This is a genomic window from Amycolatopsis sp. DG1A-15b (genome assembly GCF_030285645.1).
In the GTDB taxonomy this organism is placed as follows: Bacteria; Actinomycetota; Actinomycetes; order Mycobacteriales; family Pseudonocardiaceae; genus Amycolatopsis.
The window spans coordinates 1,708,338-1,733,669 of record NZ_CP127296.1 but is presented as its reverse complement, the minus strand read 5'-3'; the positions used below and the strand labels follow the sequence as shown (position 1 = coordinate 1,733,669).

At 70.6% G+C, this 25,332-nt stretch carries 24 protein-coding genes and 1 pseudogene; 15 read left to right on the top strand and 10 right to left on the bottom strand.

Annotated features, from left to right (window positions below; translation table 11 throughout):
- Positions 1-163: 163 nt before the first annotated feature.
- The 3 genes from QRY02_RS08085 to QRY02_RS08075 all read left to right on the top strand — a co-directional run bounded on the left by QRY02_RS08085 (position 164) and on the right by QRY02_RS08075 (position 3,319).
- Complete coding sequence (locus tag QRY02_RS08085) at positions 164-1,069, top strand: ABC transporter ATP-binding protein (RefSeq protein WP_285990872.1); 906 nt, start codon at positions 164-166, stop codon at positions 1,067-1,069.
- 10 nt (positions 1,070-1,079) lie between these two features.
- Positions 1,080-1,823: an ABC transporter permease gene (locus QRY02_RS08080; RefSeq protein ID WP_285990871.1), complete on the top strand. Its 744-nt coding sequence runs from the start codon at positions 1,080-1,082 to the stop codon at positions 1,821-1,823.
- 77 nt (positions 1,824-1,900) lie between these two features.
- Positions 1,901-3,319, top strand: a complete 1,419-nt coding sequence (locus tag QRY02_RS08075) for an ArnT family glycosyltransferase (protein WP_285993798.1) — start codon at positions 1,901-1,903, stop codon at positions 3,317-3,319.
- A 347-nt stretch (positions 3,320-3,666) separates the two neighbouring features.
- Here the strand turns inward: QRY02_RS08075 and QRY02_RS08070 are convergent, their stop codons facing one another.
- Positions 3,667-4,029: a hypothetical protein gene (locus QRY02_RS08070; protein WP_285990870.1), complete on the bottom strand. Its 363-nt coding sequence runs from the start codon at positions 4,027-4,029 to the stop codon at positions 3,667-3,669.
- A 1-nt stretch (position 4,030) separates the two neighbouring features.
- The gene (locus tag QRY02_RS08065; RefSeq protein WP_285990869.1) at positions 4,031-4,912 is read right to left on the bottom strand and encodes a helix-turn-helix transcriptional regulator; all 882 of its coding nucleotides are present in this window, start codon (positions 4,910-4,912) and stop codon (positions 4,031-4,033) included.
- A gap of 185 nt (positions 4,913-5,097) precedes the next feature.
- On the opposite strand from QRY02_RS08065, the gene QRY02_RS08060 reads away from it, so the two are divergent.
- From QRY02_RS08060 to QRY02_RS08035, 6 genes are all read left to right on the top strand, one after another.
- On the top strand, positions 5,098-5,958 hold the full coding sequence (locus tag QRY02_RS08060) for an SDR family oxidoreductase (protein WP_285990868.1): 861 nt from the start codon (positions 5,098-5,100) through the stop codon (positions 5,956-5,958).
- Between the two features lie 33 nt (positions 5,959-5,991).
- Positions 5,992-6,684: a type 1 glutamine amidotransferase domain-containing protein gene (locus QRY02_RS08055; protein WP_285990867.1), complete on the top strand. Its 693-nt coding sequence runs from the start codon at positions 5,992-5,994 to the stop codon at positions 6,682-6,684.
- A gap of 29 nt (positions 6,685-6,713) precedes the next feature.
- The gene (locus QRY02_RS08050) at positions 6,714-8,198 is read left to right on the top strand and encodes an NAD-dependent succinate-semialdehyde dehydrogenase (RefSeq protein WP_285993797.1); all 1,485 of its coding nucleotides are present in this window, start codon (positions 6,714-6,716) and stop codon (positions 8,196-8,198) included.
- Complete coding sequence (locus QRY02_RS08045) at positions 8,195-9,643, top strand: class-II fumarase/aspartase family protein (protein ID WP_285990866.1); 1,449 nt, start codon at positions 8,195-8,197, stop codon at positions 9,641-9,643. Before QRY02_RS08050 ends, QRY02_RS08045 begins: the two co-directional genes overlap by 4 nt.
- Before the next feature lie 129 nt (positions 9,644-9,772).
- Entirely contained in the window at positions 9,773-11,056 is a 1,284-nt protein-coding gene (locus QRY02_RS08040; protein ID WP_285990865.1) for a sensor histidine kinase, read from the top strand.
- Positions 11,053-11,682: a response regulator gene (locus QRY02_RS08035; RefSeq protein WP_285990864.1), complete on the top strand. Its 630-nt coding sequence runs from the start codon at positions 11,053-11,055 to the stop codon at positions 11,680-11,682. Before QRY02_RS08040 ends, QRY02_RS08035 begins: the two co-directional genes overlap by 4 nt.
- A gap of 128 nt (positions 11,683-11,810) precedes the next feature.
- Here the strand turns inward: QRY02_RS08035 and QRY02_RS08030 are convergent, their stop codons facing one another.
- From QRY02_RS08030 to QRY02_RS08020, 3 genes are all read right to left on the bottom strand, one after another.
- Positions 11,811-12,428, bottom strand: a complete 618-nt coding sequence (locus tag QRY02_RS08030; RefSeq protein ID WP_285993796.1) for a DUF1707 SHOCT-like domain-containing protein — start codon at positions 12,426-12,428, stop codon at positions 11,811-11,813.
- 287 nt (positions 12,429-12,715) lie between these two features.
- A complete protein-coding gene (locus tag QRY02_RS08025; RefSeq protein ID WP_285990863.1) occupies positions 12,716-13,498 on the bottom strand; it encodes a VOC family protein in 783 nt (260 codons plus the stop codon).
- 19 nt (positions 13,499-13,517) lie between these two features.
- The gene (locus tag QRY02_RS08020; RefSeq protein ID WP_285990862.1) at positions 13,518-14,183 is read right to left on the bottom strand and encodes a TetR/AcrR family transcriptional regulator; all 666 of its coding nucleotides are present in this window, start codon (positions 14,181-14,183) and stop codon (positions 13,518-13,520) included.
- A 314-nt stretch (positions 14,184-14,497) separates the two neighbouring features.
- On the opposite strand from QRY02_RS08020, the gene QRY02_RS08015 reads away from it, so the two are divergent.
- On the top strand, positions 14,498-14,647 hold the full coding sequence (locus QRY02_RS08015; RefSeq protein ID WP_285990861.1) for a hypothetical protein: 150 nt from the start codon (positions 14,498-14,500) through the stop codon (positions 14,645-14,647).
- A 262-nt stretch (positions 14,648-14,909) separates the two neighbouring features.
- Here the strand turns inward: QRY02_RS08015 and QRY02_RS08005 are convergent, their stop codons facing one another.
- The 3 genes from QRY02_RS08005 to QRY02_RS07995 all read right to left on the bottom strand — a co-directional run bounded on the left by QRY02_RS08005 (position 14,910) and on the right by QRY02_RS07995 (position 18,350).
- Positions 14,910-16,091: a hypothetical protein gene (locus QRY02_RS08005; protein WP_285990860.1), complete on the bottom strand. Its 1,182-nt coding sequence runs from the start codon at positions 16,089-16,091 to the stop codon at positions 14,910-14,912.
- 184 nt (positions 16,092-16,275) lie between these two features.
- On the bottom strand, positions 16,276-17,817 hold the full coding sequence (locus tag QRY02_RS08000; RefSeq protein ID WP_285990859.1) for an FAD-dependent oxidoreductase: 1,542 nt from the start codon (positions 17,815-17,817) through the stop codon (positions 16,276-16,278).
- Positions 17,814-18,350 carry a flotillin family protein gene (locus tag QRY02_RS07995; protein WP_285990858.1) on the bottom strand — a complete coding sequence of 179 codons (537 nt, stop codon included), beginning with the start codon at positions 18,348-18,350 and terminating at the stop codon, positions 17,814-17,816. Before QRY02_RS07995 ends, QRY02_RS08000 begins: the two co-directional genes overlap by 4 nt.
- A 227-nt stretch (positions 18,351-18,577) precedes the next feature.
- On the opposite strand from QRY02_RS07995, the gene QRY02_RS07990 reads away from it, so the two are divergent.
- The 3 genes and pseudogenes from QRY02_RS07990 to QRY02_RS07980 all read left to right on the top strand — a co-directional run.
- On the top strand, positions 18,578-18,709 hold the full coding sequence (locus QRY02_RS07990; protein ID WP_285990857.1) for a hypothetical protein: 132 nt from the start codon (positions 18,578-18,580) through the stop codon (positions 18,707-18,709).
- Positions 18,710-18,814: 105 nt separating this feature from the next.
- Positions 18,815-19,936, top strand: a complete 1,122-nt coding sequence (locus QRY02_RS07985; RefSeq protein WP_285990856.1) for a sensor histidine kinase — start codon at positions 18,815-18,817, stop codon at positions 19,934-19,936.
- Positions 19,933-20,595 (top strand): annotated as a pseudogene (locus QRY02_RS07980) (response regulator transcription factor); the annotation flags it as partial. The gene QRY02_RS07985 and the pseudogene QRY02_RS07980, both read left to right, overlap by 4 nt.
- Before the next feature lie 76 nt (positions 20,596-20,671).
- Here QRY02_RS07980 and QRY02_RS07975 read toward each other — a convergent pair.
- Positions 20,672-21,838, bottom strand: coding sequence for a HAMP domain-containing sensor histidine kinase (locus tag QRY02_RS07975; RefSeq protein ID WP_285990855.1), 1,167 nt, complete (start codon positions 21,836-21,838; stop codon positions 20,672-20,674).
- On the bottom strand, positions 21,835-22,494 hold the full coding sequence (locus tag QRY02_RS07970; protein WP_285990854.1) for a response regulator transcription factor: 660 nt from the start codon (positions 22,492-22,494) through the stop codon (positions 21,835-21,837). Before QRY02_RS07970 ends, QRY02_RS07975 begins: the two co-directional genes overlap by 4 nt.
- Positions 22,495-22,584: 90 nt before the next feature.
- On the opposite strand from QRY02_RS07970, the gene dacB reads away from it, so the two are divergent.
- Both dacB and QRY02_RS07960 read left to right on the top strand, forming a co-directional pair.
- A complete protein-coding gene (gene dacB / locus QRY02_RS07965) occupies positions 22,585-24,093 on the top strand; it encodes a D-alanyl-D-alanine carboxypeptidase/D-alanyl-D-alanine endopeptidase (RefSeq protein WP_285990853.1) in 1,509 nt (502 codons plus the stop codon).
- A gap of 11 nt (positions 24,094-24,104) precedes the next feature.
- On the top strand, positions 24,105-25,259 hold the full coding sequence (locus QRY02_RS07960) for a serine hydrolase domain-containing protein (RefSeq protein WP_285990852.1): 1,155 nt from the start codon (positions 24,105-24,107) through the stop codon (positions 25,257-25,259).
- Positions 25,260-25,332: the final 73 nt, after the last annotated feature.

Sequence of the window (25,332 nt, the reverse complement as noted above, 5' to 3'; positions counted from 1 at the left end):
CGTGCGTGGATGTGGTTTCCGGCACTCACGCCGCCGCCCGCGCGCGGTTGACCACCGCCTCCTCCGGACGGTGGAGGCGATGCGGACCGTTGTGTTGACGTGCCGGACCGGGTCGCCGCGGGATTCTCGATCTGTCGGAAACGGATCGGGAAGGGACGGCGGCATGCCGGTCATCGAAGTCGAGCACCTCCACAAGCGGTACGGGGAAAAGGTCGCGGTCGACGACGTCTCGTTCGACGTCGAGCGCGGGGAGATCTTCGGCATCCTGGGCCCGAACGGCGCGGGCAAGACGACGACCGTGGAGTGCCTGGAAGGACTCCGGGTGCCCGACGGCGGAAGGCTGTCGGTGCTGGGGCTCGACCCGCGCCGCGACCGCGCCGAGCTGCGCCAGCGCGTCGGGGTCCAGCTCCAAGAGAGCCGGCTGCAGGACAAGCTGCGGGTCGGCGAGCTGCTCGACCTCTACGCCGCGTTCTACCGGACGCCGGCCGACCCCGGCGAGCTGCTGGCCACGCTCGGCTTGGCCGAGCACCGGAACACCGCGTACAAGAAGCTCTCCGGGGGTCAGCAGCAACGGTTGTCCATCGCGCTCGCGCTGGTCGGGAGCCCAGAGCTGGCGGTGCTCGACGAGCTCACCACCGGCCTCGACCCGCAGGCCCGCCGCGATACGTGGGACCTCGTCGAGACCGTACGCGCCCAAGGCGTGACGATCGTGCTGGTCACGCACTTCATGGAGGAAGCCGAACGGCTCTGCGACCGGATCGCCGTCATCGACGCCGGCCGGGTCGTCGCCGTCGACACGCCGGCCGGGCTGGTCGCCGGGGTGACCGACGAGCAGGTCGTGCGGTTCCGGCCGTCGGCGCCGCTGGATCCCCGCGTGCTCGAAGCGCTGCCGGAGGTCCGCCGCGTCGAGCGGCGCGGCGAGCAACTCGTCGTCAGCGGCCACGGCAACGTGCTCCACGCGGTGACCTCGCTGCTGGCCCGCCTGGGGGTGATCGCCGGGGAACTGCGCGTCGAGCAGGCCGGCCTCGACGACGCGTTCGCGGCCCTGACCGGCCACCGGCCGGAATGAAGGGGAGACCATGTCCGTCCTGACCAAGCTGACCACCGCCGAGGCGAAGGTGTTCCTCCGGGACCCGGGCGCGCCGGCCATCGTCGTCGGCATCCCGCTCGCGCTGCTGCTGGTGTTCGGGCTGCTGCCCGGTGTGAACGAGCCGGATCCCGAGTACGGCGGGCACAGCGTGCTGGCCACCTTGATCGCGCCGATGGCCATCACGATCCTGCTGGCCATGCTGGCGCTGACGCTGTTCCCGGCCGCGATGGGCACCTACCGCGAAAAAGGCCTGCTGAAGCGGCTTTCCGCGAGTCCTGTGTCGCCGAGCCTACTGCTCGCCGCGCAGCTGCTGGTGAACCTGGCCGCCGCCGTCGTCGTCGTCGCGCTGATCGCCGGGGTCGGCGGGTTCGCGCTCGGCATCCCGTTGCCGGGCAACCCGGGCGGCTTCCTGCTGTCGCTCGTGCTCGGGGCCGTCGCGCTGTTCTCCGTCGGCCTGCTGGTCGCTGCCCTTGCGCCGACCGGCCGCGCGGCCAGTGGCATCGGGAGCGCGTTGTTCTTCCCGATGCTGGCGCTGGGCGGGGTCTGGGTGCCGAAGGAGAAGCTGCCGGTCTTCCTGCAGCACGTCGCCGACGTCCTGCCGCTGGGAGGCACGCTCAACGCGCTGCGTGCCACCTGGGCCGGCGATGCCCCGGAGCTGCTCCAGCTCGGCGCGATGGCCGTCTTCGCCGTCGTCTGCTCGACGATCGCGGCGCGGGTGTTCCGGTGGGAGTGACGATCGCGCCCGCTCCGGCCCCGGTCCGGCCGGTCGCGCCGGTCGCCGGGGTCCCGGTGGCGATCGTGACCGGGCTGATGGCGATCCCGTTGCTGCTGACGGCGACCCGCTACGGCTACGCCGGCGACGAGCTGTACTTCCTGGCCGCCGGCCGGCACCTCGCCTGGGGATACGTCGACCAGCCTCCGCTGCTTCCGTTGCTGGCCAAGGCGATGGACGCGCTCGGGCACTCGCCGTTCGTGCTGCGGATCCCGGCGATGCTGGCCGCGCTCGCCGGAATCGCGCTCACCGCGCTGATCACTCGCGAACTGGGCGGCGGCGCGAAGGCCCAGACGCTCGCCGCGGCCACCTTCGGCGTGTCGGCGGAGCTCCTGGCGGGCGGGCACTACCTCGCGACGTCCACTGTGGACCCGTTGCTGTGGACACTGGTGCTGTGGCTGCTGGTCCGCTGGCTGCGCACCCGCGCCGACGGCCTGCTCGTCTGGGCCGGCGTGGTCACGGCGATCGCGCTGTACACGAAGTTCCTCATCGGCGGCTTCTGGCTCGCCGCCGGGGTCGCGGTCCTCGTGTGCGGACCGCGGGAACTGCTGCGCCGGCCCGGGTTGTGGCTCGGCGCCGCGATCGCCGCGGTGGCGCTGGTGCCGACGCTGCTCTGGCAGGCCACGCACGGCTGGCCGCAGCTGGGCATGGGCGCGGCGATCTCGGCGGAAGTCGACGGCACCTGGGGTGGCCGGGCGGCGTTCGTGCCGGGGGCGTTGCTCGTCGCCGGGCTCCCGGTCGGTGTCGTCTTGCTCAGCTACGGCCTGTGGCGGCTCTTGCGCAGCCGGGAACTCCGCTTCCTCGGCTGGACGGTGGTGCTGCTGACCGTGGTGTTCCTGGCGGTGAACGGCCGGTTCTACTACCTCGCCGGGATGTATCCGGTGTGCTTCGCGATGGCCGCGGTCGCGCTCGAACGCGGAGAGCCGGCGCGCTGGTGGCGGTGGATCGCGACCTGGCCGTGCTATGCGCTGTCCGCGTTGCTCGTCCTGCCCGTCGCGCTGCCGGTCTGGCCGCGGGCGTGGCTGATCGAGCACCCGTCACTGCCGTCCCCGGTGCTGGCCTTCACCGAGATCGGTTCGCCGGAGGCCGCTCTCTCGGTGGCCGGCGCGTTCGCGCAGCTGTCCGAGCGAGCTCGGACCGCTGTGGTGACCGAGACCTACTGGGAGGCCAGCGCGCTCGACCGCTACGGCCGCGACCTCGGCCTGCCGGAGCCGGCCAGCGGAAACCGCGGGTACGCGACGCTGGTCGTGCCGTCCGAGCAGCTGACCGACGTGCTGTTCGTGGGCGCCGACCCGCGGCCGCTGCTCGGGCATTTCGCCGGCTTGCGGCCGATCGGGAAGGTGGACACCGGTGCGGCGAAGCCGAGCTACTTCGACGGCGTGCCGTTGTGGCTCGCGAGCGGCCGGACCGAGCCGTGGTCCACGCTGTGGCCGAAGCTGGTGAACACCCACACGTGAGCTGCGTCCCCGGCGTCACCGTCCGCGCGGGACGCCGGGGTGAGCGGTCGGAGGTCCCTCGTCAGAGTTGAGAGGTGCCCCGTCCACGACGAGTTCGGCGTGGCGGCGATGAACCGCGCCACCACCTGATCGGCCGGCTCCGAGGGCAGCGCCCTTTCCAGATCCCTTCCACGGTGGCCGGCATCGCACGGAAGTGGCCGAAGGCGTTGCGTAGAACTGTTTTTCCGATAGGCCTTGACGATCACCCGGGTGAGGTCTGCAGGCACACCTCGGCGACTCCCGGCGGAGAGGGAGAAGCTCCGCGGAGTTTCGAGGACGTCCTCGGCCAGACCCCGACGCACTCAACCCTACGGCGCCGCGACCGCCATCGCGGTGATCACGTGGACGACACCGGCGACGGCCGGCCCCACGGTCATGCGTATCTCGCGCCGCCGAGCGCCGATGACGGCGTCCCCGGCCTGGACGGCCGCGGCGGTGATGAGCACCAGCGCGCTGACCGGCCCGGGTGCGACGAACGGCACCGCGCAGCCGAGAAGTCCCAGCGGCACCCCTCTGACCGAGTACATCCATGCGTAGAAGCGCTCGCCCCCGGTCGGTGTCTTCTCGTGGCTCAGGGCCGACGGCCGGACAGCCGCCACGATCGCGAACCCGGTGGACACCAGGGAGACGATGCCGTTGAGCGCGGCCAGCCAGATCATTCCCGCACTCATGTCACTGCTCGGTGATCTCGGGGTTCGGTTCGAGGGCGGGAGTGGACGCGGTCCAGCTGGCGAGGATGTCCATGGCTCGTCGTGAAGGTGATCCGGGTTCGGTGGTGTAGATGAACAGGGTGGTCTCCGGGTCGCCGGGGAGGGTGAGGGTTTCGTATTCGACGGTGAGGTCTCCGACGAGGTGGTGCCGGAGGCGTTTCGAGCCGTGGGTGCGCTGGTGGACGCGGTGTTGTTCCCACCATTGGTCGAATTCGGGGCTGTGTTCGCGCAGTTCGGTGACGAGGTCGGTGGTGGCGCGGTCGCCGGGGTTGCGGCCGACTTCGAACCGGAGGCTTTCGACGGCGGCGCGGGCTTGGTCGGGCCAGTCGAGGAAGAGGGCCCGGGCGCCGTCGCCGAGGAACATCCAGCGGGCGTAGTTGCGGTGGGTGACCGGGAGCTGGTCGAAGTCGGTGAAGAGGGCTTTGGCCATGCGGTTGGCGGCGAGGATGTCGGTGCGGCGGCCGAGGATGAGGGCGGGCTCGCCGTCGAGGGCGTCGAGGAGCTGGTAGAGGCCGGGGCGGACGCGCTGGACGTCGCGGGTCCGGCCGGGGGTGGGTGCCGAGGTCAGGCCGATGAGGTCGTTGAGGTGGGCGCGTCCGGCGTCGTCGAGGCCGAGGGCGCGGCCGATGGCTTCGACGACGGCGGCGGACGGAACGATGCGGCGGCCTTGTTCGAGGCGGGCGTAGTAGTCGGTGGACACGCCGGCGAGGCGGGCGACTTCTTCGCGGCGGAGGCCGGGCACGCGACGGACGCGTCCGTCGGGGGGCAGGCCGGCGCGGGTGGGGTCGATCTGGCTGCGCGCGCGCCGCAGGAAATCGGCGAGTTCCTGATTGTTCCTGTGCACGGGTTCGAGTATCCCCGAGCCGGCGCGGTCCTGGGTGGACCGGAGAGTCCTAGGTTCCCCTGACCGCGCCTCCACAGGGCGCGAGATGGGCCTCAAAACCGGCTGGCGGTGGGCGACTCTGGAAGCACGCCACCGAGGAACAGCCCGGCGGCGCATCCCCCGAAAATCGCGAGCAAAGGACGACCATGAGTTTCCCGACGGATCGACCCGCGACCTGGTTCGTGACCGGCACTTCCCGCGGCCTGGGCCTGGAGCTCGTCACGCAGCTGCTCCGGCGTGGCGACCAGGTCGCCGCGACGACCCGTTCCACGGAGCGGCTGCTGGCCGCCGTCGGTGACCGCGTCGACACCGCACGGCTGCTGCCGCTGACCGTCGACCTGCGTGACGACGAGCAGGTCCGGCAGGCTGTCCGCCGGGCCACGGAGCGTTTCGGCGGCCTCGACGTGGTCGTCAACAACGCCGGCTACGGCTACCTGGCCGCCGTGGAGGAGACGAGTGCCCGCGACGTCCGCGACATGCTCGACGTCCAGGTCGCCGGGGTGTGGAACGTCTTGCGGGCCACGCTGCCGCTCCTTCGCGAGCAGAAGAGCGGTCACGTGGTCAACGTGTCGTCGGTTCTCGGGCTGACCGCGGTTGCGGGCTGGGGCCTCTACTGCGCGGGCAAGTTCGCGCTCGAGGGGCTCACCGAAGCGCTGGCCCAGGAGATGGCCGGCTTCGACGTGAAGGTCACCATCGTCGAGCCCGGCTACTTCCGCACCGATTTCCTCACCACCGGCTCGCTCGCGCTGCCCGCCTCGACGACGGATGCGTACCCGGATCTGCGTGAGATGACCGAGAACCACCTGAAGCTCTCACGCAGCCAGCTGGGCGACCCGGTCAAGGGCGCGGAGGCGATCATCCGCCAGGTCGTCAGCGGCGAGGGCCCGCTGCGCCGGCTGCTCGGCTCCGACGCCCACGCCTACGCCACCGCGAAGGTCGACGCCCTGCGCGCGAACCTCGAGGTCACCGCGCAGACCGCCGGTGCCACCGACTTCGCCGACGCCTGAGAATTCGCCGATCCGTCAGAGAAAGGAACAATCGTGCGCAAGATCCTGATCGTCATGTCCGCCGCGAGCATCTGGGAGCGCACCGACGGCTCGGAATACCCGACCGGGTACTGGGCCGAAGAGGTCGCTGCGCCGCACGAGAAGTTCGTGCAGGCCGGATTCACGGTCGACTTCGCTTCCCCGGGCGGGGTTCTGCAGCCGCTCGACGCCCACAGCGCCGACCCGGAGATCGCCGGCCCGGACTGCGCGCACTACGTGGCGCACGCCGCGCGGGCGCTGAGTGAGTTCGGTCCGCTGCTCAAGCTGGACGAGATCGACATCGACGACTACGCCGCCGTCGTCATCCCCGGCGGGCACGGTCCGGTGGTCGACCTCTACCAGGACCGTGACCTCGGCCGCCTGCTCACCGAGGCGGACGCGGCCGGGAAGATCATCGGGGCCGTTTGCCACGGCCCGGCCGGCCTTCTGTCCGCTGTGGACGAAGACGGCAAGTGGCTGTTCGCGGGCCGGGAGATGACGGCCTTCACCGACGAGGAGGAGCAGAGCTTCGGCACCGCGGAAGGCGCTCCGTGGCTGCTGGCCGGCACGCTGCGCCAGAAGGGCGCGAAGCACTCCGGTGGACCGGCGTACCAAGCGCACAACGTGCAGGACCGGAACCTCTTCACCGGCCAGAACCCGGCCTCCAGCGCCCCCATGGCCGAGGCCATGATCGCCGCCCTCGCATAGGAAGGAGCGTGGAACCCGTGGTCACCTTCCTGCCTCGACCCGATGCCGTCGGACGTGTCGAGAAGGGCTTGTTCATCGGCGGTCGATGGCGATCAGCGTCCGGCGGAATCCGCTTCCCGGTGGAGGATCCGGCCACCGGGCGGACACTGTGCGAAGTGTCGGACGCGGCCCCGGAGGATGCACTGGCCGCCCTTGACGCGGCCAGCGCCGCCCAGGCGAAGTGGGCTGCGGTACCCCCGCGCCGGCGGGGCGAGATCCTTCGGCGGGCCCACGATCTGCTGATCGAGCGCATCGACGAGTTCGCGTTGCTGATCACCCTGGAGATGGGCAAGTCACTGGCCGAGTCCCGGGCGGAGGTCGAGTACGGCGCGCACTACCTGCACTGGTTCGGTGAGGAAGCCGTCCGGATCGACGGGAGCTGGAAGGTCAGCGAGGACGGCACCGCCCGGGTGCTGGTCACCCGGCAGCCGGTCGGGCCCTGCCTGCTGATCACACCGTGGAACGCGCCGCTGGCCATGCCGGCCCGCAAGATCGGCCCGGCCGTGGCGGCCGGCTGCACCATGGTGGTCAAACCCGCGCCGCAGACACCCCTGACGACGGCTGCGCTGGCGGGGCTCCTGACCGAAGCCGGCCTGCCCGGTGGGGTGCTCAACATCGTTCCCACCACCCGGGCCGCCGCGATCACCGAGCGGCTCCTCCCGGACGGGCGGCTGCGCAAGCTGTCGTTCACCGGCTCCACGCCCGTCGGCCGCACGTTGCTGTCCCAGGCCGCCGGCACCGTCCTGCGGACCTCGATGGAGCTGGGAGGCAATGCTCCGTTCATCGTCTGCCGCGACGCCGACATCGACGCCGCGGTCGAGGGTGCGATGACCGCCAAGCTCCGGAACGTCGGTGAGGCCTGTATCGCCGCCAATCGCTTCCACGTCCACGCCGACGTCGTCGACGAGTTCAGCGAAAAGCTCGTCGCGCGCATGAGCACCATCACCGTCGGACCGGGCACGGACCCCGCCACCGACCTCGGGCCGATGATCGACGCGCGCCAGCGGCGCCGGGTCGCGGACCTGGTCGACGAAACCGTCGGCGCGGGCGCCCGGGTGCGCACCGGCGCCCGGGTTCCCGAGGGAGCGGGCTACTTCTACCCGCCGACCGTGCTCACCGACGTCCCCGCCGGCACTCGGATCACCCGCGAGGAGATCTTCGGCCCGGTCGCGGCCATCCGGACGTTCACCACCGAAGCCGAAGTCCTGCACGACGCCAACAACACCGAGTTCGGTCTCGTGAGCTACCTCTACACCCGGGATCTGGGCCAGGCGCTCCGGATGAGCGAGCAGCTCGAGACGGGCATGGTGGGTCTCAACCGCGGTTACGTGTCCGACCCCAGCGCGCCCTTCGGGGGCATGAAGCAGTCCGGCATCGGCCGGGAAGGTGGCAACACCGGGATCGACGAATACCTGGAGCAGAAGTACTTGGCCATCCACATGGATACTCCCCGCCGCGGAGAGGCCGGGCGATGACCGGCAGCACCGTCTTCGACTCGTTCTTGTTCCGGGACTTGTTCGGGACAGCCGAGATGCGGGCGATCTTCTCCGACCGGTCCTATGTGGGCCACGTCGTTCGCGTCGAAGTCGCCTTGGCGCAGGCCGAAGCGCGGGTCGGTGTCATACCGCGCCACAGTGCGGACGTGATCGCGGCCTCGTGCGACCCGGCGCGGCTCGACCGTGATCGGCTTCGCCGCGACACGGAGAGGGTCGGCTACCCGATCCTGCCCATCGTCGGGCAACTCGCCGAGCAGTGTGGTGACGCCGGCGGCTATCTGCATTGGGGAGCCACCACCCAGGACATCATGGACACGGCGACGGTTCTCCAGTGCGCCGAGGGCTTGGCTCTGATCTCGGACGCGCTCGATCGGCTGCGCGCGCACTTGCGACGGCTGGCCGCGGCGCACATCGACACGGTCACCGCCGGCCGGACTCACCTCCAGCACGCCCTTCCCGTCACCTTCGGCTACCGGGTGGCCGTCTGGTTGTCCGCCCTGGACCGGCACGCCGATCGGCTGACCGCGGTACGGGAGCGGGACCTGTTGGTGCAGTTCGGAGGAGCCGCCGGAACCCTGGCTTCTCTCGGCCCGGGCCCGGCCGGCCTTCGGGTCCGGGCCGAACTGGCCGCGGAACTCGGCCTTCGCAACCCCGAGATCACGTGGCACGTCGCGCGGGACGGCCTTGCCGAGATCGTCGGCCTGCTCGCCGCGATCGGTGCTTCGGTCGGCAAGATCGGCACCGATGTCGCGTTGATGTGCTCGACGGAGTTCGGCGAACTCGCCGAACCTTTCGTGCCAGGCCGGGGGGCCAGCTCCACCATGCCCCAGAAACGCAACCCCATCTCCAGCGAGCTCATGGTGGCGGCGGCGAAGCTGCTTCGTGACAAGTCCTCCGCCATGCTCGACGCGATGATGCAGGACTTCGAGCGCGCCACCGGTCCGTGGCACGTCGAATGGGCCGTGATCGCTGAGGCATTCCTGCTGCTCGCCTCCTCGCTTTCCCAGGCCGAGCAGGCGATGGCCGGCCTGCAGGTCGATGCGGAGCGAATGCGGGCCAACCTGGGCTTGACCGGCGGGCTCATCGCCGCCGAAGCCGTGATGATGGCGCTCGCACCCGAAATCGGCCGTCAGCACGCTCACGAACTCGTCTACGCGGCCTGCAGCCGAGTACGGGACACCGGCACCGAGCTGGCCGTCGAGCTGCGGAAGGACCCGCATGTCGCGGCGATCCTCGGGGACGACCGGATCGACGCGCTCTGCCACCCCGCCGGTTACCTGGGAAGCGCGCAGGACATGGTCCGCAGCGCAGTGGGGGTTGCCGTGGAACGAACCGACGCGGAGGACCGAGACGGCGTTCGCCGGTTCAAGAGGTGCGAAGAGGCACGCCCCCGCCTTGCCCGTCATCCTCCGATCGGAGGATGACGGGGTCCACCGCGTCCGCGGTGATCCCGGCCCTCGTGGTCGATCCGGCACGCCCCGGCGGGCGGCAGGCTTTGCTTCCACCGGGAAAGGACGTGCGATCATTGCCGGACACCATGCTGGGAGCGGGTCGTGAGTGTCGAGGCCGAGTTGCGCGAGGAGTTCGACCGCTGGGAGCGCAAGGAGACCGCGGTCCTGAAGGTGCTCCCGTACCCGCTGCTGGCGGTCAGCGTCGTGATGACCCTGCTGCTGCAGCCGCTCTGGAACGGGGAGGAGCACCTTCCCGAGGTGCTCGGGCTCTCGGTCCTGCTCACCGCGTGGGTCATGTGGTTCCACACGTTCCACCCGGAGTCGCACCGCAACGGCCCGCTGATGGGTCTGTACTACACGGGGCTCGTGGCGTTGACCGGCTGCCTGGTGCTGCTCACACCCTGGTTCGGCTTCTTCGCCTTCGTCGGCTACGTGCACGCCTTCCAGTACCTGAAGGGCCGGTGGCGGTACGCCGGCGTGGTCGCCACGTCCGCGGTCTCGGCGATCTCCTACGTGGGCGGGGCCGCCAACATCACGGCCGGCGAGTGGTGGAAGTGGCCCGCCGTCAGCGCGCTCACCACGGTGATGGCCACGGTGGCCTTCCACGCCGATGTGATGTCCGACCGGCGCAACCACCGGCAGAAGCGGGCGCTGGTCGAGCTGCACAAGGCCAACGTCGAACTGGAGACCGCACTGGCGGAGAACGCGGGCCTGCACGCTCAGCTGCTGGCGCAGGCCCGCGAGGCCGGCGTGCTCGAAGAGCGGCAGCGGATGGCGCGGGAGATCCACGACACCCTGGCGCAAGGGCTGGCCGGCATCCTCACCCAGCTCCAGGCCGCCGAGCAGGCGTCGCACGTGCCGGCGGTGTCGCGCCGTCACGTGGGGAACGCGATGGACCTGGCTCGTGAGAGCCTCATCGAGGCCCGCCGGACGGTGCACGCGGTGGGACCGTCCGCGCTGGCGGAAGCCCGCCTCCCGGACGCGATCGGCGACGTGGCCGAGCGCTGGTCGAAGGTGAACCGCGTCGAAGCGGTGCTGACCACGACCGGCGACGTCCGGCCGATGCACACCGACGTCGAGGTGACCCTGCTGCGGACCGCGCAGGAGGCGCTCGCCAACGTCGCCAAGCACGCACGAGCCGGTCGGGTTTCCCTGACCCTGTCGTACATGGAGGACCTGGTGACGCTCGACGTGCTGGACGACGGAGTGGGCTTCCGCCCCGACGCCGAGCGTGCCGACAGCTCCGCGGACGGAGGCTACGGGCTCGCCGGCATGCGGCGGCGGGTGCAGCTCCTCGCCGGGCGGCTGGACATCGAGTCCGAGCCGGGCGGGGGCACCGCGATCACCGTGACGGTGCCGGCGATCCCCGCCGGGAGCGAGAGGTGATCTCACTGCTGATCGTCGACGACCACCCGGTGGTGCGCGACGGGCTGCGCGGCATGTTCGGCGCCGATCCGCGCTTCGAGGTGGTCGGCGAAGCCGGCGACGGTGCGGAAGCGGTCTCGGCCGCGGAGCACCTCCGCCCCGACGTGATCCTCATGGACCTGCGGATGCCCGGGACCGACGGGGTCGCCGCCATCAAGGAGCTGGCGAAGCGCGGGGTGCCGTCACGGGTGCTGGTGCTCACCACGTACGACACCGACAGCCACGTGCTGCCGGCCATCGAAGCCGGCGCCACCGGCTACTTGCTCAAGGAGGCGCCGAGGGCGGAGCTCGTCCGCGCGGTGGAGGCTGCCGCACGCGGACAGGCGGTGCTTTCTCCCACCGTCGCGACGAGGCTCCTGGGCCAGGTGCGCAAACCCGCCCCGGCCCTGCTGTCCCGGCGCGAGCTGGAAGTGCTGGAGCTGATCGCCCAAGGCTCGACGAACCGCGAGGCGGCGAAGCGGCTCTACATCAGCGAGACAACGGTCAAGACGCACCTGCTGCACGTCTACGCAAAGCTGGGCGTCAACGACCGGGCAGCCGCCGTGGCCGCCGCGTTCTCCCTGGGCTACCTGGCGCCTCGGGACTGACGGCCGATCGGCTCACGGCACCGTCGGCGAGCCGAGCACCTGCGCACTGGCTTCACGTTCCGGTTCGGGGGTGAAGGGGTGCGCCGCGACAGCGTTGCGCACGTCCTCGTAGACCAGGTCGATGTTGATCATCGCTCCGGTCGGGTAGCGTGACAAGCCGATGGTGGGAAGTCGGCGGCGATCAGGCGGACCTGTCCGCTGGCCGAGTGACCGGTCAGGACGAAGTGCGGGGTGCCGCCGGTGCCGACGAATCCGGTCTTGTCCCGCACGCGCGAAGCCCGCCCCCTCTTGGTGGCGAGGCCGCCGACGTCCACGGTGGCGTCTACGGGGAGTCGCAACCTGACCTGTGTGCTGCCACCGTGCAGTTCGATGCGGACCTGGCGGTGCTCGATCCGGGCGGCGCCGAAGTCGAGGTCGAGCGTGCGGGTGCGGGGCCGCAAGACAAGCGTTTCCGGTACCCGCCACCCGCCTCGGCGCACAATGCGGCCGCCGTTCTCCCACAGCTCCACCCGATCGTCCTGCCAAGAGGCGGCGGGATCGTCGGGATGGAACAGCCCGGGCAGGTCGAGGAGCAGAACGTTCAGGTCACCGCGGGTACGTGCCGCCAACGCCCGATCGGTCCTGGTGGTGAACTCCGCGAGGTCGATCAGGCCGCGGCCGATCGCGGTCGTCAGCTGGGCCACGACGTGCTCACGCTCCGCGTCAGACACCCGCAGCCGCGCATCACCATCCGTCCTTTCAGGCATGCGCCCGAGCGTAAGACGCGACACAGAACCCCACATCGGGGAAATCCCCGGATCGCCCTGATCATCTTCGTGCCTTGCCGGGAGATTCGCGTCACCGCCCCATTCACGGCACGGTCAGGGGCGGCCGGTCACCTCCACGGCGGTGAATTCGCGAGCGGGGCGGGAGGCGACTTCGACACGTCGCGCCCGCGGTCGCTGGTGATGCCGGCAATAGCCACGATCGCACCCCGTTTACCACGCTTGTACTCAAAATTCGGTTGCCGAAGGCGATACCCGGTTCGTGGTGATCACGGCTCGAACGCCTCCCCATCGGGGCTGGCGACGGCCACGGTGTACCCGTCGGGGTCCTGGAGCCAGATTTCCCGGTGCCCCGGACCGTTTCCCTCGCCTTCGGGCGGGTTCCGGTGGGGCGCTCGCAGGACGGGTGCGCCGAGCTGCCGCGCGCGGGCGACGGCACCGTCGAAGTCGGTGACGTCGCCGAACCACAGCAGGACGCCGTTGCCCACCTCGCGGTCCGGGTCACCGATGAGGCCGTGATGGTGTTCGACCTCGCGCTGATGCAGCTGAAGCACAAGGACCCCGTCGGAGAGCAGCCGTTCGTAGTGCGGGCCGCCGTGGTCGCTGCGCAAGCCGAGGAGCTGCTGGTACCAACGGCTGGACGCTTCGACGTCGCGGACCGCGATCATGGTCTGCGACCGGGCGCGGCGGGCCGGCACCACCACGCCGATCCGGTTGCCCGCCGGGTCGTCGATCTCGGCGAGCCAGCGTTCGCCGTTGTCCGGCTTCGGCCGGCTCCGCACGGTGCCGCCGCCATCGGCCACCCGCGCCAAAGTCGGGTAGAGATCGTCGGCGCAGATCCACAACACCGGTCCGCCCGCGCCGGCCACCGGCAGGTCGGTGGTCCACTGGCCGATCATGCCCGGCGCTTCGAAGCCGCCGGAGACAGGATCGGCCGACCACCCGAAGACCGATGCGTAGAAGGCCGCGGAGGCGGCGATGTCCGCGGCGGGCAGTTGCACGTACCCGAGCCGACCGTGCGACGAAAACGCGGAATGGTTCTGTCCGCTCATGTCGAGAGCCTCCTTGCCATCACAGGGAATCTGACGTCGTGCTGCCGCCGGTCAGGAGCCGAACAAGCGAGTGGGCGAACCAGCGTTGGTAGTGTGAGCGCGTCCACTGACGACGACGGGTGAGCCGATCGAACACCGCGGGATCCATCAGGATCCACACCGTGTCGACGGCCTCCTGCCTGGTGAAACCGCCACTCACCGCCCCCAGGCTGGCCAGCTGGTCGACGATCCAGGCGGCCGTGGCAACCCGCTGAGCGGTCATCTGCTCGGCAAGCCCGGCCAGTTCGGGGGTGGTGGCCGCCGCCTCGAAGACCGCCAGAACGAGCCCCGCCGACCGTTCCTGGGCGGAGCCGAGCACATCGGACACGACGTCGAGAAATTCACCGACCGTCGCCGCGGACACCGCGGCGTCGGTCCAGCCCCGCTCCAGGACGGGCACGGGTTCGTCGTCGCCGGCGATGGCGACGTCGATCGCCGCCTTGAGCACCTGCGCCTTGGTGCCGAACGCCAGCTCCACGGTCGGCACGGACACCCCCGCCCGGCCGGCGATCGCCCGCATCGTGGCGCCCGCGAACCCGCGTTCGAGGAACACCGCCGTCGCCGCTTCGACCACACGTCGCCGCGTGGTCCGCGCCTGCGCCTCCCGTCGGCTCGACCGATATGCGCGCGGCGAGTCAGTGCCCATCGACGCAGTATTCGCTAGGGCCAACCCCTAGTCAATGCCCGTCAACCGCCACGAACCGGACCACGCCTTCGACGACGCCCGAACTCCGCGTCGCTGAGGTCAAAGGCCAAGAAGGTCAAGCTCGGCCGGCTCGTCCACGAGGGGCGCTTGCATCAGGCTCAACTCGCGACATCCCCCGTCGAGCGCTCACCCGACCGCAACACCGGCTCGACAGCGGGCACGGGCGGTGCGCAGACCGCTCCCGCGGCGGCCGCGTCCGGCTGCTTCGACCCGCCCACGCCGCTGACCGTCGAGGAGCGGCGCCTGATGCTTCCTTGCCGACCGGTGGCCAGGCCGTCGGGCCCGAACTCGTGCGGCTGGCGGGGCTCGACCCGCTCGTCGCTGACGTGAAGCACGACCCCTGCGCGGCACGCACCCCGCGCCGGGCCGAACGCGTCGTCGCGCAGGCCGGCGACCGGCTGTGACGGACGGCCGTCGACCGCGCGCAGGGTCACCGCCCGGCACTCCGCCGGCCGTCACACTGACCGGCGGGCGCCTGCTCCGAGCCCGATGATCGCCCGGCACGGCGTCGAACATGGTTCCGGCCTGGGCAAGATCCGCTGGCCAGTCGAACGCACCTTCGCCTGGCTCAAGTTTCCGCAGGCTGCGCACCCGCACCGAACGCCGAGCTGACATCCACCACGCCATCCTCAGCATCGCTCGCGCGATCCTCTGCCTACGCATCTCTTAGGACAGAAACCCGCAGATCAGCAACCCGAATACGAGCAGGTCCGGGCCGCGCGCCAGCTGCCGCACCAGGCCTGTCGGGATGAGGACGCCCTCGTACAGCGTAAGGTTCATCGCGCTGAAATCAACTGGGCCGCGGGTCACAGAGCGAACCACGGCGTACGCGGCCACCAGCACCGCGACCAGCGACGCGAGCGACACCGGCACGCCCAGCAGAACCACCGCCGAAGTCCAGAAGACCGCGAGAACCACCAAGACCGACGCCGTCGTCAACCGCAGCCGGGGTTCGGACGTCGTCAGCCACCGGCGCAGCGCCGGCACGCGGTGCAGCTGCGCGATCGGCGCCGCGAAGGGCAGCAGGGCCAGGTAGCCGCCGAGTCCGAGCAGCCATACGGACGACAGCGCGGGAAACGTCGCGTGCACGGCGGTCACAGCGAGGGCTAGGAACACCGGCAACCCCAGCGCATGGCGGCGCGCAAGGGTCCCCACCACGACATAACGCAACGCCGGGTAACGGCCCGACAGGCGGACCCGCGGGACAGGCCGGCCGGCGGGCAGCAGGGCCCAGACGTCGAGGAACGCCGTGGCGGTGCGCTCAGCCATCCGCTCGCCAAAAGCCCGGACCAGCTCCGGCCGTGACACCGTCACAGCGGCAGACGGTGCAAAAGCCACCACCAGCGCGGCAACAAGAGCCACCACCGCGAAAATCCACAGTGGCCCGATCGGGAACGCCCCGAGCACCGCCGGCACGAGGGGGAGCACGGCCTCACCGCGCATTGCCGGCCGCCGAGCCATCACGAGCGCCAGGGCCGCGACGGCGAGATACAGGAAAACCGCCTGACCCGACGGAAACCCGATGAGCACCCCGGCGACCACGAAAAAGTACCCCACCGCGGCGAACCGCACGGCCCAGCCGCCCAACAGCCGCCGCGTCAGCACCCGTGGGCGGCAGCCGTCGAAGTCCGCCCAGGTCAGCGTGGCCGGGTCGGCGCGCAGGTGCCCCCGTCGCAGCGTCGCGCGCCACGCCAGGGCCAGCCCGGCGCACAGCACGGCCACGCTGCCGGACGGCCCCACCGGCGCGTCGCCGATGAGCTGCGAACGCACCAAAGCCGTGTTGTACACCGGCGACAGGACCACGCCCGCGACGATGAACCAGCAGAGCATCAGATCAGGGCGCTTCACGACCCGACGCCCCGGCATGCTTCCCCCACAAAGGGTGACGATACTCAGCTCGGCAGCTCGTCCGGATACGGCCTTTGCCCGAAGCTGGAACAGCTTCCGCGTACCCACCCCGAGCCGCCATCGGCTCCTCGTGGTGACAGTGATGATGAAGTCAAGGTCACCCTGGACATCGACGTCTCGGCGGTCAAGCGCTCGGGCTGACGCCGACCCGGTCCAGGTAGTCCCGCACGGCAGTCCTGCTCGCGCCGGGTGCGCGCAGCGCGAGGTAGCCATCAGGCCGCACCAGGACGAGGGTCTCCCCGGTGACGCCGTACGCGGTTCGCGCGTGCCCCTCGACGTCCACCAGATCGGCACCGCTGCCCGGCGTGCCGACCGACACCGGCTTGATGAGTCCACTGTGGGCGGTGCCGACGTCCTGCAGTGGACCGGCGCAGGACTCGCCGAAGCCGAGCAGGGTGAAATGCGGGCCGCGGAAGGCGTCGAACAGCCGCCGTGGCGTGCCGGAGCTGTCCACGCAGGGCGCGTCGGGCGCACGATCACCGGCGCGCGGTCCATTCCCGGCGTCGCCGCCGACGGACAGCGAGCTGGCCGGGTAGCCGAGCCCGAGCTGCTGGCCGTCCGGAGGCGCGCCGTCCGCGATGTCCGTGCTGCCACCGTTGACGAACCGCTCCGCGACCCTGCGCAGCCCCTCGGCACTCACGCCGAGCGTCCACGAGGCGACCGGGAGCCGCTCCTCCTCGTAGCTGTCCAGCAGCGACTGCCGCGCGCCGGAACACACCATGGCGAGCTTCCAGCCGAGGTTGTACGCGTCCTGGATGCCGGTGTTCATGCCGAGGCCGCCGGCCGGCGGATGCACGTGCGCCGCGTCGCCGGCCAGCAGCACCCGGCCCACCCTGAACCGGTCGGCCATCCGCACGTTCACCCGGTACGTGGACAGCCAGCTTGCCTTCGAGAGCCGGATGCCGTGCCCGCCGGCGAGATCGTCCACGATCCGCCGGAAGTACGGCAGCGAGGGTTCGGGGAGGCTGCCCTCCGCGCCGAAGTCGCTGAACGGCACGGCCTGCAGTTGCCACGACCGCTCGTGGCGGAACGGGCACAGGGCCAGGAACCCGCGCCGGCGGACGGTCCACTGGTACCAGGCGTCCGGTTCGAGCCCGTCGAGCTCGACGTCCCCGAGCAGCATGGCCTGCTCCCCGTTCTCGCCCTCGAAGCGCACGCCGAGTGCCTTGCGCACGGTGCTGCGGCCGCCGTCGCAGCCGACCAGGTAGCGCGCAGCCACCCGCTCGCCGGTATCCAGCACCGCATGCACACCGTTCGCGGACTGGCTGAACTCGGCGAGGCCTGCGGCCAGTTCCACCCGCACGCCGTCCTCCGCGAGCCGGGCGCGCAGGATCCGCTCGATCCGCCACTGCGGGATCAGCAGCCCGCCGTCGTAGGGCCGATCCGGTGTGGATGTCCGCTGGGCGTGCGGGTCGGCCTCGGCAACCAGGTCGCCGTCGAGGTACCGCCGGTGTGGCAGGTGCCGGAACCCGTAGTGCAGCACCTCGTCGGCGACACCGAGGTCGTCCAGCACCTCCTGGGTGCGTGCGGTGAGCCCCTTGCCGCGCGAACCGGGGAAGTGCTCGCCGGCTCGGTCGACGATGCGCACGTCGACGCCCCGGCGGGCCAGCTCGATGGCCAGCGTGAGCCCGGTGGGTCCGGCGCCCGCGATCAGGACGTCGGTCACCGGTCCCCCTCCTGGCGCACTGCCGGCGCCGTACCAGGCGCGTCGTTGCCGAGGTTCTGCCGCACCGAGTCGAAGATCCGCCGCCCCTGGCTGACCAAGCCGGCGGTGAGATCGCCGAGCCCGTCGGTGCCGTTGAGCACGGTGACGCTCGCGCCGGACAGGCCCCGCGCGGCCTGCTGCACGATCTGCGGGAGCTGGTCGATCAGCTGCTGGTCCAGCGCGACCCGGTTGTGCGAGGCGGCGCCCTCGGCCGGAATGGTGGTGCGTTCGGCCTCCACATCGGCCGGCTTGACCACCTCGGAGACCAGCTCCTGCAGCGGGAATGACATCACCTCGTGGAAATCGACCGGCGGGGTCTGTGCGGCGAGCGCCTGCGAGTGGCGGGAGGCACCCGCCGCGCTCGTGGTCCACGACAGACGCGAGTCAGCGATCAGCGCCCGCACCTCGGCGTGGCCGCTGACCGACCAGGCCGGATCCCCCGCCGGGGTCCGCACCGCCCTGACCGGCGCCGATGTGGCATGCATGCTCGCCATCACACCCTCCCTGATCCCGTGCGGTCACTGAGGCGATCGGCGGTGACGCTAGCCGGTTTCCGGGCGGGGTGTCCTCGTGCTGGAGGTGGAGATCGGGGTGGATATCTGCCGGAGAAATCTCCACCGCGGTTTCCTACCGCGAACCGACGACACACCCGGGCGCTGTTCGTAGCGTCCTCATCAACGGTTATGCCGACGCGATAGTGACCATCGAAGGAGCACCACCCATGTTGATCGGATCCTTGCTGGCCGCCACTGGCCTGTTGTCCGGTGTGCCAATCGCGGTGTGGCTGACCGTGGCTGTCCTCGCCGTGGTGGGCGTGATGGCCTTCAAGATTCGGCGGCGCCGACGGCGTTGACCACCGCTATCGGTCTCCCCCTGGTCGTTGCGCTACGGCAGATGCAGAAAAGGAGCGACGGCGGTGGTGATAACGGGGCAATGGGTGCCACGGCGATGGTGGCCGGTGCGGCTGGGTGTAAGCCTGGCCGGACTCGGCGGCATCGTCTACGGCATCGACGCCCGCACACCGGGATTGGGTCTTCACGGTCAGGCACTGGCCGTGCTGATCTGCGTCGTGGTCGCATGCCTGGGCTGGCTGGTCAGGACCGTCACCGTATATCTCGACAATCGGCACCGCACCCTCACCGCGACCGCCGCCGGCGGGGCGCTGGTCACCGCAGGTGGCCTGCTCATGAGCATCGCCCCCATGCCCCCGGCGCTGGCCCTGGCCGGTATGGGGGCGTTCACCGCAGCCGTGGAGCTGACACCCGCACTGGCCACGACCCTGACCGCCGCCGGCGTCCTCGTCGCGGCCGTCGGCACCGCGACGATCAACCACCAGTGGGTGGCCTTCGCCGGCTACTCCGGCGGACTCGTGGCGATCACCCTCGCGGGATTCAACCGCCGCCAGTACAAACAACGCCTCGTCCAGGCCGAGCAACTGCTCACCCAAACCCGCATCGCCACCGCCGCCGAAACCCGGGCCGCCGCACTGGACGAACGCACCCGCATCGCCCGCGAGATCCACGACGTGCTCGCGCACTCCCTTGGCGCAGTGGCCGTGCAACTCGACGCCGCCGACGCACTCCTCGAGGCCGACACCGACACACCACGAGCCCGACACCACGTCCAACGCGCCCGGCACCTGGCCGTGGACGGTCTCACCGAAACCCGCCGCGCCATCGGCGCGCTACGCAACGACGCCCCACCTCTTGGCGACCAACTCTCCGCGTTGGTCGCCGACCACCACAACGACACCGCCACACTCACCATCTTCGGCGAGCCCCGCCCGCTACCGGCGAACGCCGCCCTCACTATCTACCGCACCGCGCAGGAAGGCCTCAGCAATGCGCGCAAACACGCCCCCGGCCAGCCGGTGACCCTGCACGTGCACTACCACCACGACAACGTCGCAGTCACCATCACCAACCCCACCAGCACCACCGCCGACGGGAGCACACTCGGCGCTACCGGCGGCAGCTACGGGCTGCCCGGGCTGGCCGAGCGCGCCACCCTGCTCGGGGGCACACTCATCGCAGGACAAGACGCAACCGACTGGAGCCTGCAGTTGCGGCTACCGACATGACCACCCCTGACAACCCGACGCTGCGCGTCGTCGTCGCCGACGACCAAGCCGCCGTCCGCGAGGGTCTCGTCACCCTGCTCGACCTCCTCCCCGACATCGCCGTCGTCGGCGCCGCCGCCGACGGCGACCAGGCCTTCTCCCTCGTCGAACAACACGCCCCCGACGTGGTGCTCATGGACCTGCGCATGCCCGGCGTCGACGGCATCGAAGCCACCCGACGCATCCATGACCACCACCCCGCCACAAAAATCGTCGTGCTCACCACCTACAGCGACGACACCTCCATCCTCGACGCCCTGCGCGCCGGCGCACTGGGCTACCTCACCAAAGACGCCGGCCGCGACCGCATCGCCCAAGCCATCCACACCGTCGCCGCCGGACAAGCCGTCCTCGACCCCACCGTCCACGCCCGCCTGCTCGCCGCAGCCGCGCACCCCCCAGACACGCCACCGTCAACACCACCCGACGGGCTCACCACCCGCGAAACCGAAGTCCTCACCCAACTCGCCGCCGGACACTCCAACACCGAAATCGCCCGACAACTCTTCGTCAGCGAAACAACCATCAAAACCCACATCAACCACATCTACGCCAAAATCGGCGCCGCCGACCGCGCCCAAGCCGTCCGTTACGCCTACCGACACCACCTCACCCAGCCATACCCCATCAGGCTCCTCCCGGGGAACGCGGTCGCCGGTCCTCGGCGTGACACGCTCCGCGGGCCGTCAGGGAGGACTACTCGCCAGCAGCATCAGCCCAGAGCCGGACGGTCACGGTCAGGCCGCCGGTGGGCAGCGGGCGGGCGTCGAGGTGACCCTCGTGGGCGGCGACGATCGCGGCGACGATGGGGAGCCCCAGGCCGAGGCCGTCGGGGGCGGCGACGCGTTCGCCGGTCAGCCGGGTGAAGGGCTGGAACAGTTGGTCCAACTCGTCGGCAGGAATCATCGGGCCCGTGTTGGTCACGGTGGCGGTACCGGCGCCGGTCGTGATGGTGACCGTGCCGCCCGGGAAGTTGTGGCGGATCGCGTTGTCCACCAGGTTGGCCACCATGCGCTCGGCCAGGCGGGCGTCGCCCAGGACCGGGGCGGGTACCAGGTCGGTGTTGACGCTGACCGATCGCGCTTGCGCCTCCGCGAGGCGAGCTTCGACGACCGAGCCGGTGATTGCCCGCAGGTCGAGGGGTTCCCGGCGATCGAGACCGCGTTCGCTGCGGGCCAAGGTCAGGAGCGCTTCGATGAGTCGTTCTTGTTGCTCGCCTGCCGCGAGCACGCGGCGGCACACGGTCTGCAAGCCGGTGGTGGTCGGGATCGGGTCGGCCAGCGCCACCTCCAGCAGGGTTCGCTGACGGGTCAACGGGGTGCGCAGTTCATGCGAGGCGTTGGCCACGAACTGGCGTTGCGCGTCGAACGCCGCCTCCAGCCTGGCCAGCAATCCGTCCAACGTGTCCCCCAGTTCCTTCATCTCGTCCTGCCGGCCGGTCATCGCGAGTCGCTGGTGCAGATCGCCCGCGGAGATGTCACGGGCGGCCGCGGTGATGGTCCGCAGTGGACGCAGCACCCGTCCGGCCATGATCCAGCCCAACCCGACGGACACCACCGTCATGATCGCGAGCGCGGCGCCGGACCGCAGGACCAGCCGGCGCACCGTCTCGCCCTGCTGCGTCGTCATCAACGCGCGTGCTTTCTCCGCGCAGGCCGTGAAGTCGCCGTCGGTGGCCACCGAACCGTCCGGTTGCGCGCAGAGCCGCACGATCCCGTCGCCGTCCGGCGCGTCCTGAAGCCGGATGACCGGGAAACCACCTGCCACCAACAGGTAGGTGATGACGAGCAGTGCGGCACCGGACAGCAGGAAAAGTCCACTGTAGACGAAGGTGAGCCGCCACCGCACCGTTCCGCGCTTCACGGCCCGATCCGGTAGCCGGCCTGCGGCACGGTCTCGATGACCGGCGGGTCGCCCAGTTTTCGGCGCAGCCGGCTGACGGTCACTTTCACCGCGGTCGTGAACGGGTCGGCCATCTGGTCCCACACCCGTTCCAGCAGTTCCTCCGCCGGCACGATCCGGCCCTGCGCGGCCAGCAACAGCTCCAACACGCCGAACTCCTTGGGCCCGAGGTCCAGCGGACGGCCGTCGCGGCCGGCGGCGCGGCGCGACGGGTCGAGCACCAGGCCGGCGTGTGCCAGCACCGGCGGCACGGCGGGCTGGGCGCGCCGGAACAACGCGCGCAGCCGCGCCACCAGCTCGGCGAACGCGAACGGTTTCGGCAGGTAGTCGTCGGCGCCGAGGCCGAGGCCGTCGACGCGGTCCTCGATCGTCGCCGCGGCCGTCAGCATCAGCACCCTGCCTCGGCACCCGTCCGCCACGAGTCGCGCGCACACATCGTCGCCGTGCAGGCCGGGCAGGTCGCGGTCGAGCACGATCACGTCGTAGCCGGCCGTCTGCGCGTGCTCCAAACCGGTCGCGCCGTCGAACACCACGTCCACGGCCATCTGTTCGCGACGCAACCCCGCCCCGATCGTCTCGGCCAACTCTGCGTCGTCCTCGATCACCAGTACTCGCACGCGTGCGAGCTTGCCCTGACCGACGTTGCGTGGCGGTTACGTCGGTGCTGTAACCGCCACGCAACCCCTTGCCGCGTACCTCTGGCGATCATGAACCAGCACTCACGCAGAACCGTGCTCGGCGCCGCCGCGGTCGCCACCGCCGGTCTGCTGTCCACTCGAGCCGCCGCCCACGCAGAACCCGCACTCACCGCACGGATACAGAAGATCATCACCCGGCCCGAGCTGGCCGGGTCGCGCTGGGGCATGCGGTTCCACGTTCACAACACGGACGAGCCGGTCTACGCGCTGAACCCGGGCCAGCGGTTCCTGCCCGCGTCCTCGCTCAAGGTCTTCATCGCGGGGTCGGCCTTCGACGCGCTCGGACCTTCGCACCGGTTCCGGACCCGGGTGAACGCTCACGGTCCCGTCCGCCGTGGCGTTCTCGACGGCGACCTGGTCCTGGTGGCCGCCGGCGACCTCGTGCTCGGGCCCCGGCTCCGGCCACACGGCACGATCGCGCTGCCGGACCCGGACCACACCTACGGGAGCGCGACCGGGCCCATCCCGGGCGACCCCCTCCAGCAACTTCGCGAGCTCGCCCGTCAGGTGCGGCTTCGCGGTGTCCGGCGCGTCGCCGGCCGGGTTCGGGTGGACGCCTCGCTGTTCCGGCAGGGACAGGAAGACATCTTCAACGGCCTCGGCCCGATCCCGGTATCTCCCATGATGGTCAACGACAACGTCGTCGACGTGGTCGTGACGCCTGGTCGCGCCGAGTTGCGGAGATGGCCGGAGACCTCTTACGTCACCGTGATCAACGAGGTCACGACGGTCGACCGGCCGGCGCGGCGGTTGACGTTCACACCGGTCGCCACCAACCCAGACGGCACGCAGGTCGTGCGGCTCACCGGTGACATCCAGGCCGGCGGTCAGCCTGTCGCGTGTCCGTACTTCGTGCCGGATCCGGTCCGCTTTGCCGAGATCGCCTTCGTACAGGCGCTGACCGAGGCAGGCGTCGACATCGCGAACGAGAGAACCGGGGACGGGTCGCGCCGCCTGCTCGCCGAGCACGTGTCACCGCCGCTGGCGGAGCAGGCGAAGGTCATGCTCAAGCTGAGCTCCAACGTGCACACCGTGTACTTTCCCTACCTCGTCGGCGCGATCGCCGGGCGCGACGCCGACAACGCCGAGGCCGCGGGCGCACGTCTCCAGGCGGCGTTGTTCGAGCGGGCCGGCCTCGAGCCGGTCGACCCGACGAGCGGCACGTTCAGCCCGGACTTCTTCGTCCAGTTCCTGCGGCACATGGCGCGGCAGCGGTACTTCACCGCGTACCGCGACGCGATGGCGATCCTGGGCCGGGACGGCACGCTCACCGACACCACGCCCGGCTCTCCCGCCGCCGGCCGCACGTTCGCCAAGACCGGCACGGGCTTCCTCGGCACCGAGCTGCACAAGGCGCTGGCCGGCTACCTCGTCCTGCCGGACGGGCGGCTGGTGGTGTTCTCGCAGCTCATGGACATGACGGTCGGATCGGCGGCGGAAGCCATGGCACTACAGGACCGTGCCGGTGTCGCTCAGGCTGACGTCGTCACCGCTGTCTACGAATCGCTTACCAGGTAAGGAGAATTTCCATGCAAACCACACGAAGGTCTGTCTTCGGGCTGTTCGGCGCCGCCGCCGGTCTGCTCGCCACCGGCGTCCCCGGCGACGCGACCCCGTCCGGCGCCGTGTCGCGCGATCTGTTGCCCGGCGGCAGGTTCGACCGGTTCGTCGCCGAGCGGGCCGCGGCCGGCCAGTTCTCCGGCGCGGTCCTGCTGGCCCACCGGGGCAACCCGGTGCTGACCAGGTTCCACGGGCCGGCCAAACCGGGCTTCCCCAACGCATCGAGCACCCGCTTCGACCTCGCGTCGATCACCAAGTGCCTCACAGCGGTGGCCGTCACACAGCTCGCACAGCAGGGCGCGGTGGCCTTCCACCAGCCGCTCGGCACCTATCTCGACGGGTTCCCCGCCGACGTCTCCCGCGCGACCGTGCACCAGCTGCTGACGCACACCGCGGGCGTCGGCCGGCCCGGTCTGACCAACCAACGACCGGCCGACGAGGACACGTGGGACAGCGTCGACGATGTGTGGCAGGGTATGGCGGCCTACCTGCGCACGTTGCCATTGCGGTTCACGCCGGGCAGCCAGTTCGGCTACAGCAACGACGGCTACTTCGTGCTCGGTGCCATCGTCGCCGCGGTGTCCGGGCTGTCCTTCTACGACTACATACGCCAACACGTGTTCGCCCGGGCCGGTATGACCAACTCGGCTTTCTTTGCAAAGCCTCAGATCCGCGCCGACGACAGCATCGCCCTGGGCTACGCGACCCAACCCGGTGGCACGCGCGTCGACGCCACCACCCTGCCGGGATTCCCGTACGTCGGCGGCCCGTTCACCGGTGCGTACTGCACCGCGCGGGATCTGCTCCGCTTCGCCGTCGCCCTGCACGGCGGCGGGTTGCTGAACCCCGCGTTCACCAACCTGGCCACCACCGGCAAACAGGCCGTGAGTCCGGCCGACCTGCCACAGGGGCAGTTCTACGGGTACGGCCAGGTCGAGGCAATCGCGGGAGCGCACCGCATAGTGGGACACACGGGCGGCGGCCCCGGCCGATCGAACAACCTCGACGTGTTCCCGGACGCCGGCTGGGTCGCCGTCGTGCTCGGCAACTACGACACCAGCGTCCGGCCGATCGTCGATCTCGCCCGTCAGCTGATCGTGAGCCAAGGACTCGGTTCAGAGTGAGTTTGCGGAGGCAGATCACGGCGCAGGCTGAGGACGGCTCGGTGCACGTCGGCTCGTCGTTCGGTGCGGGTGC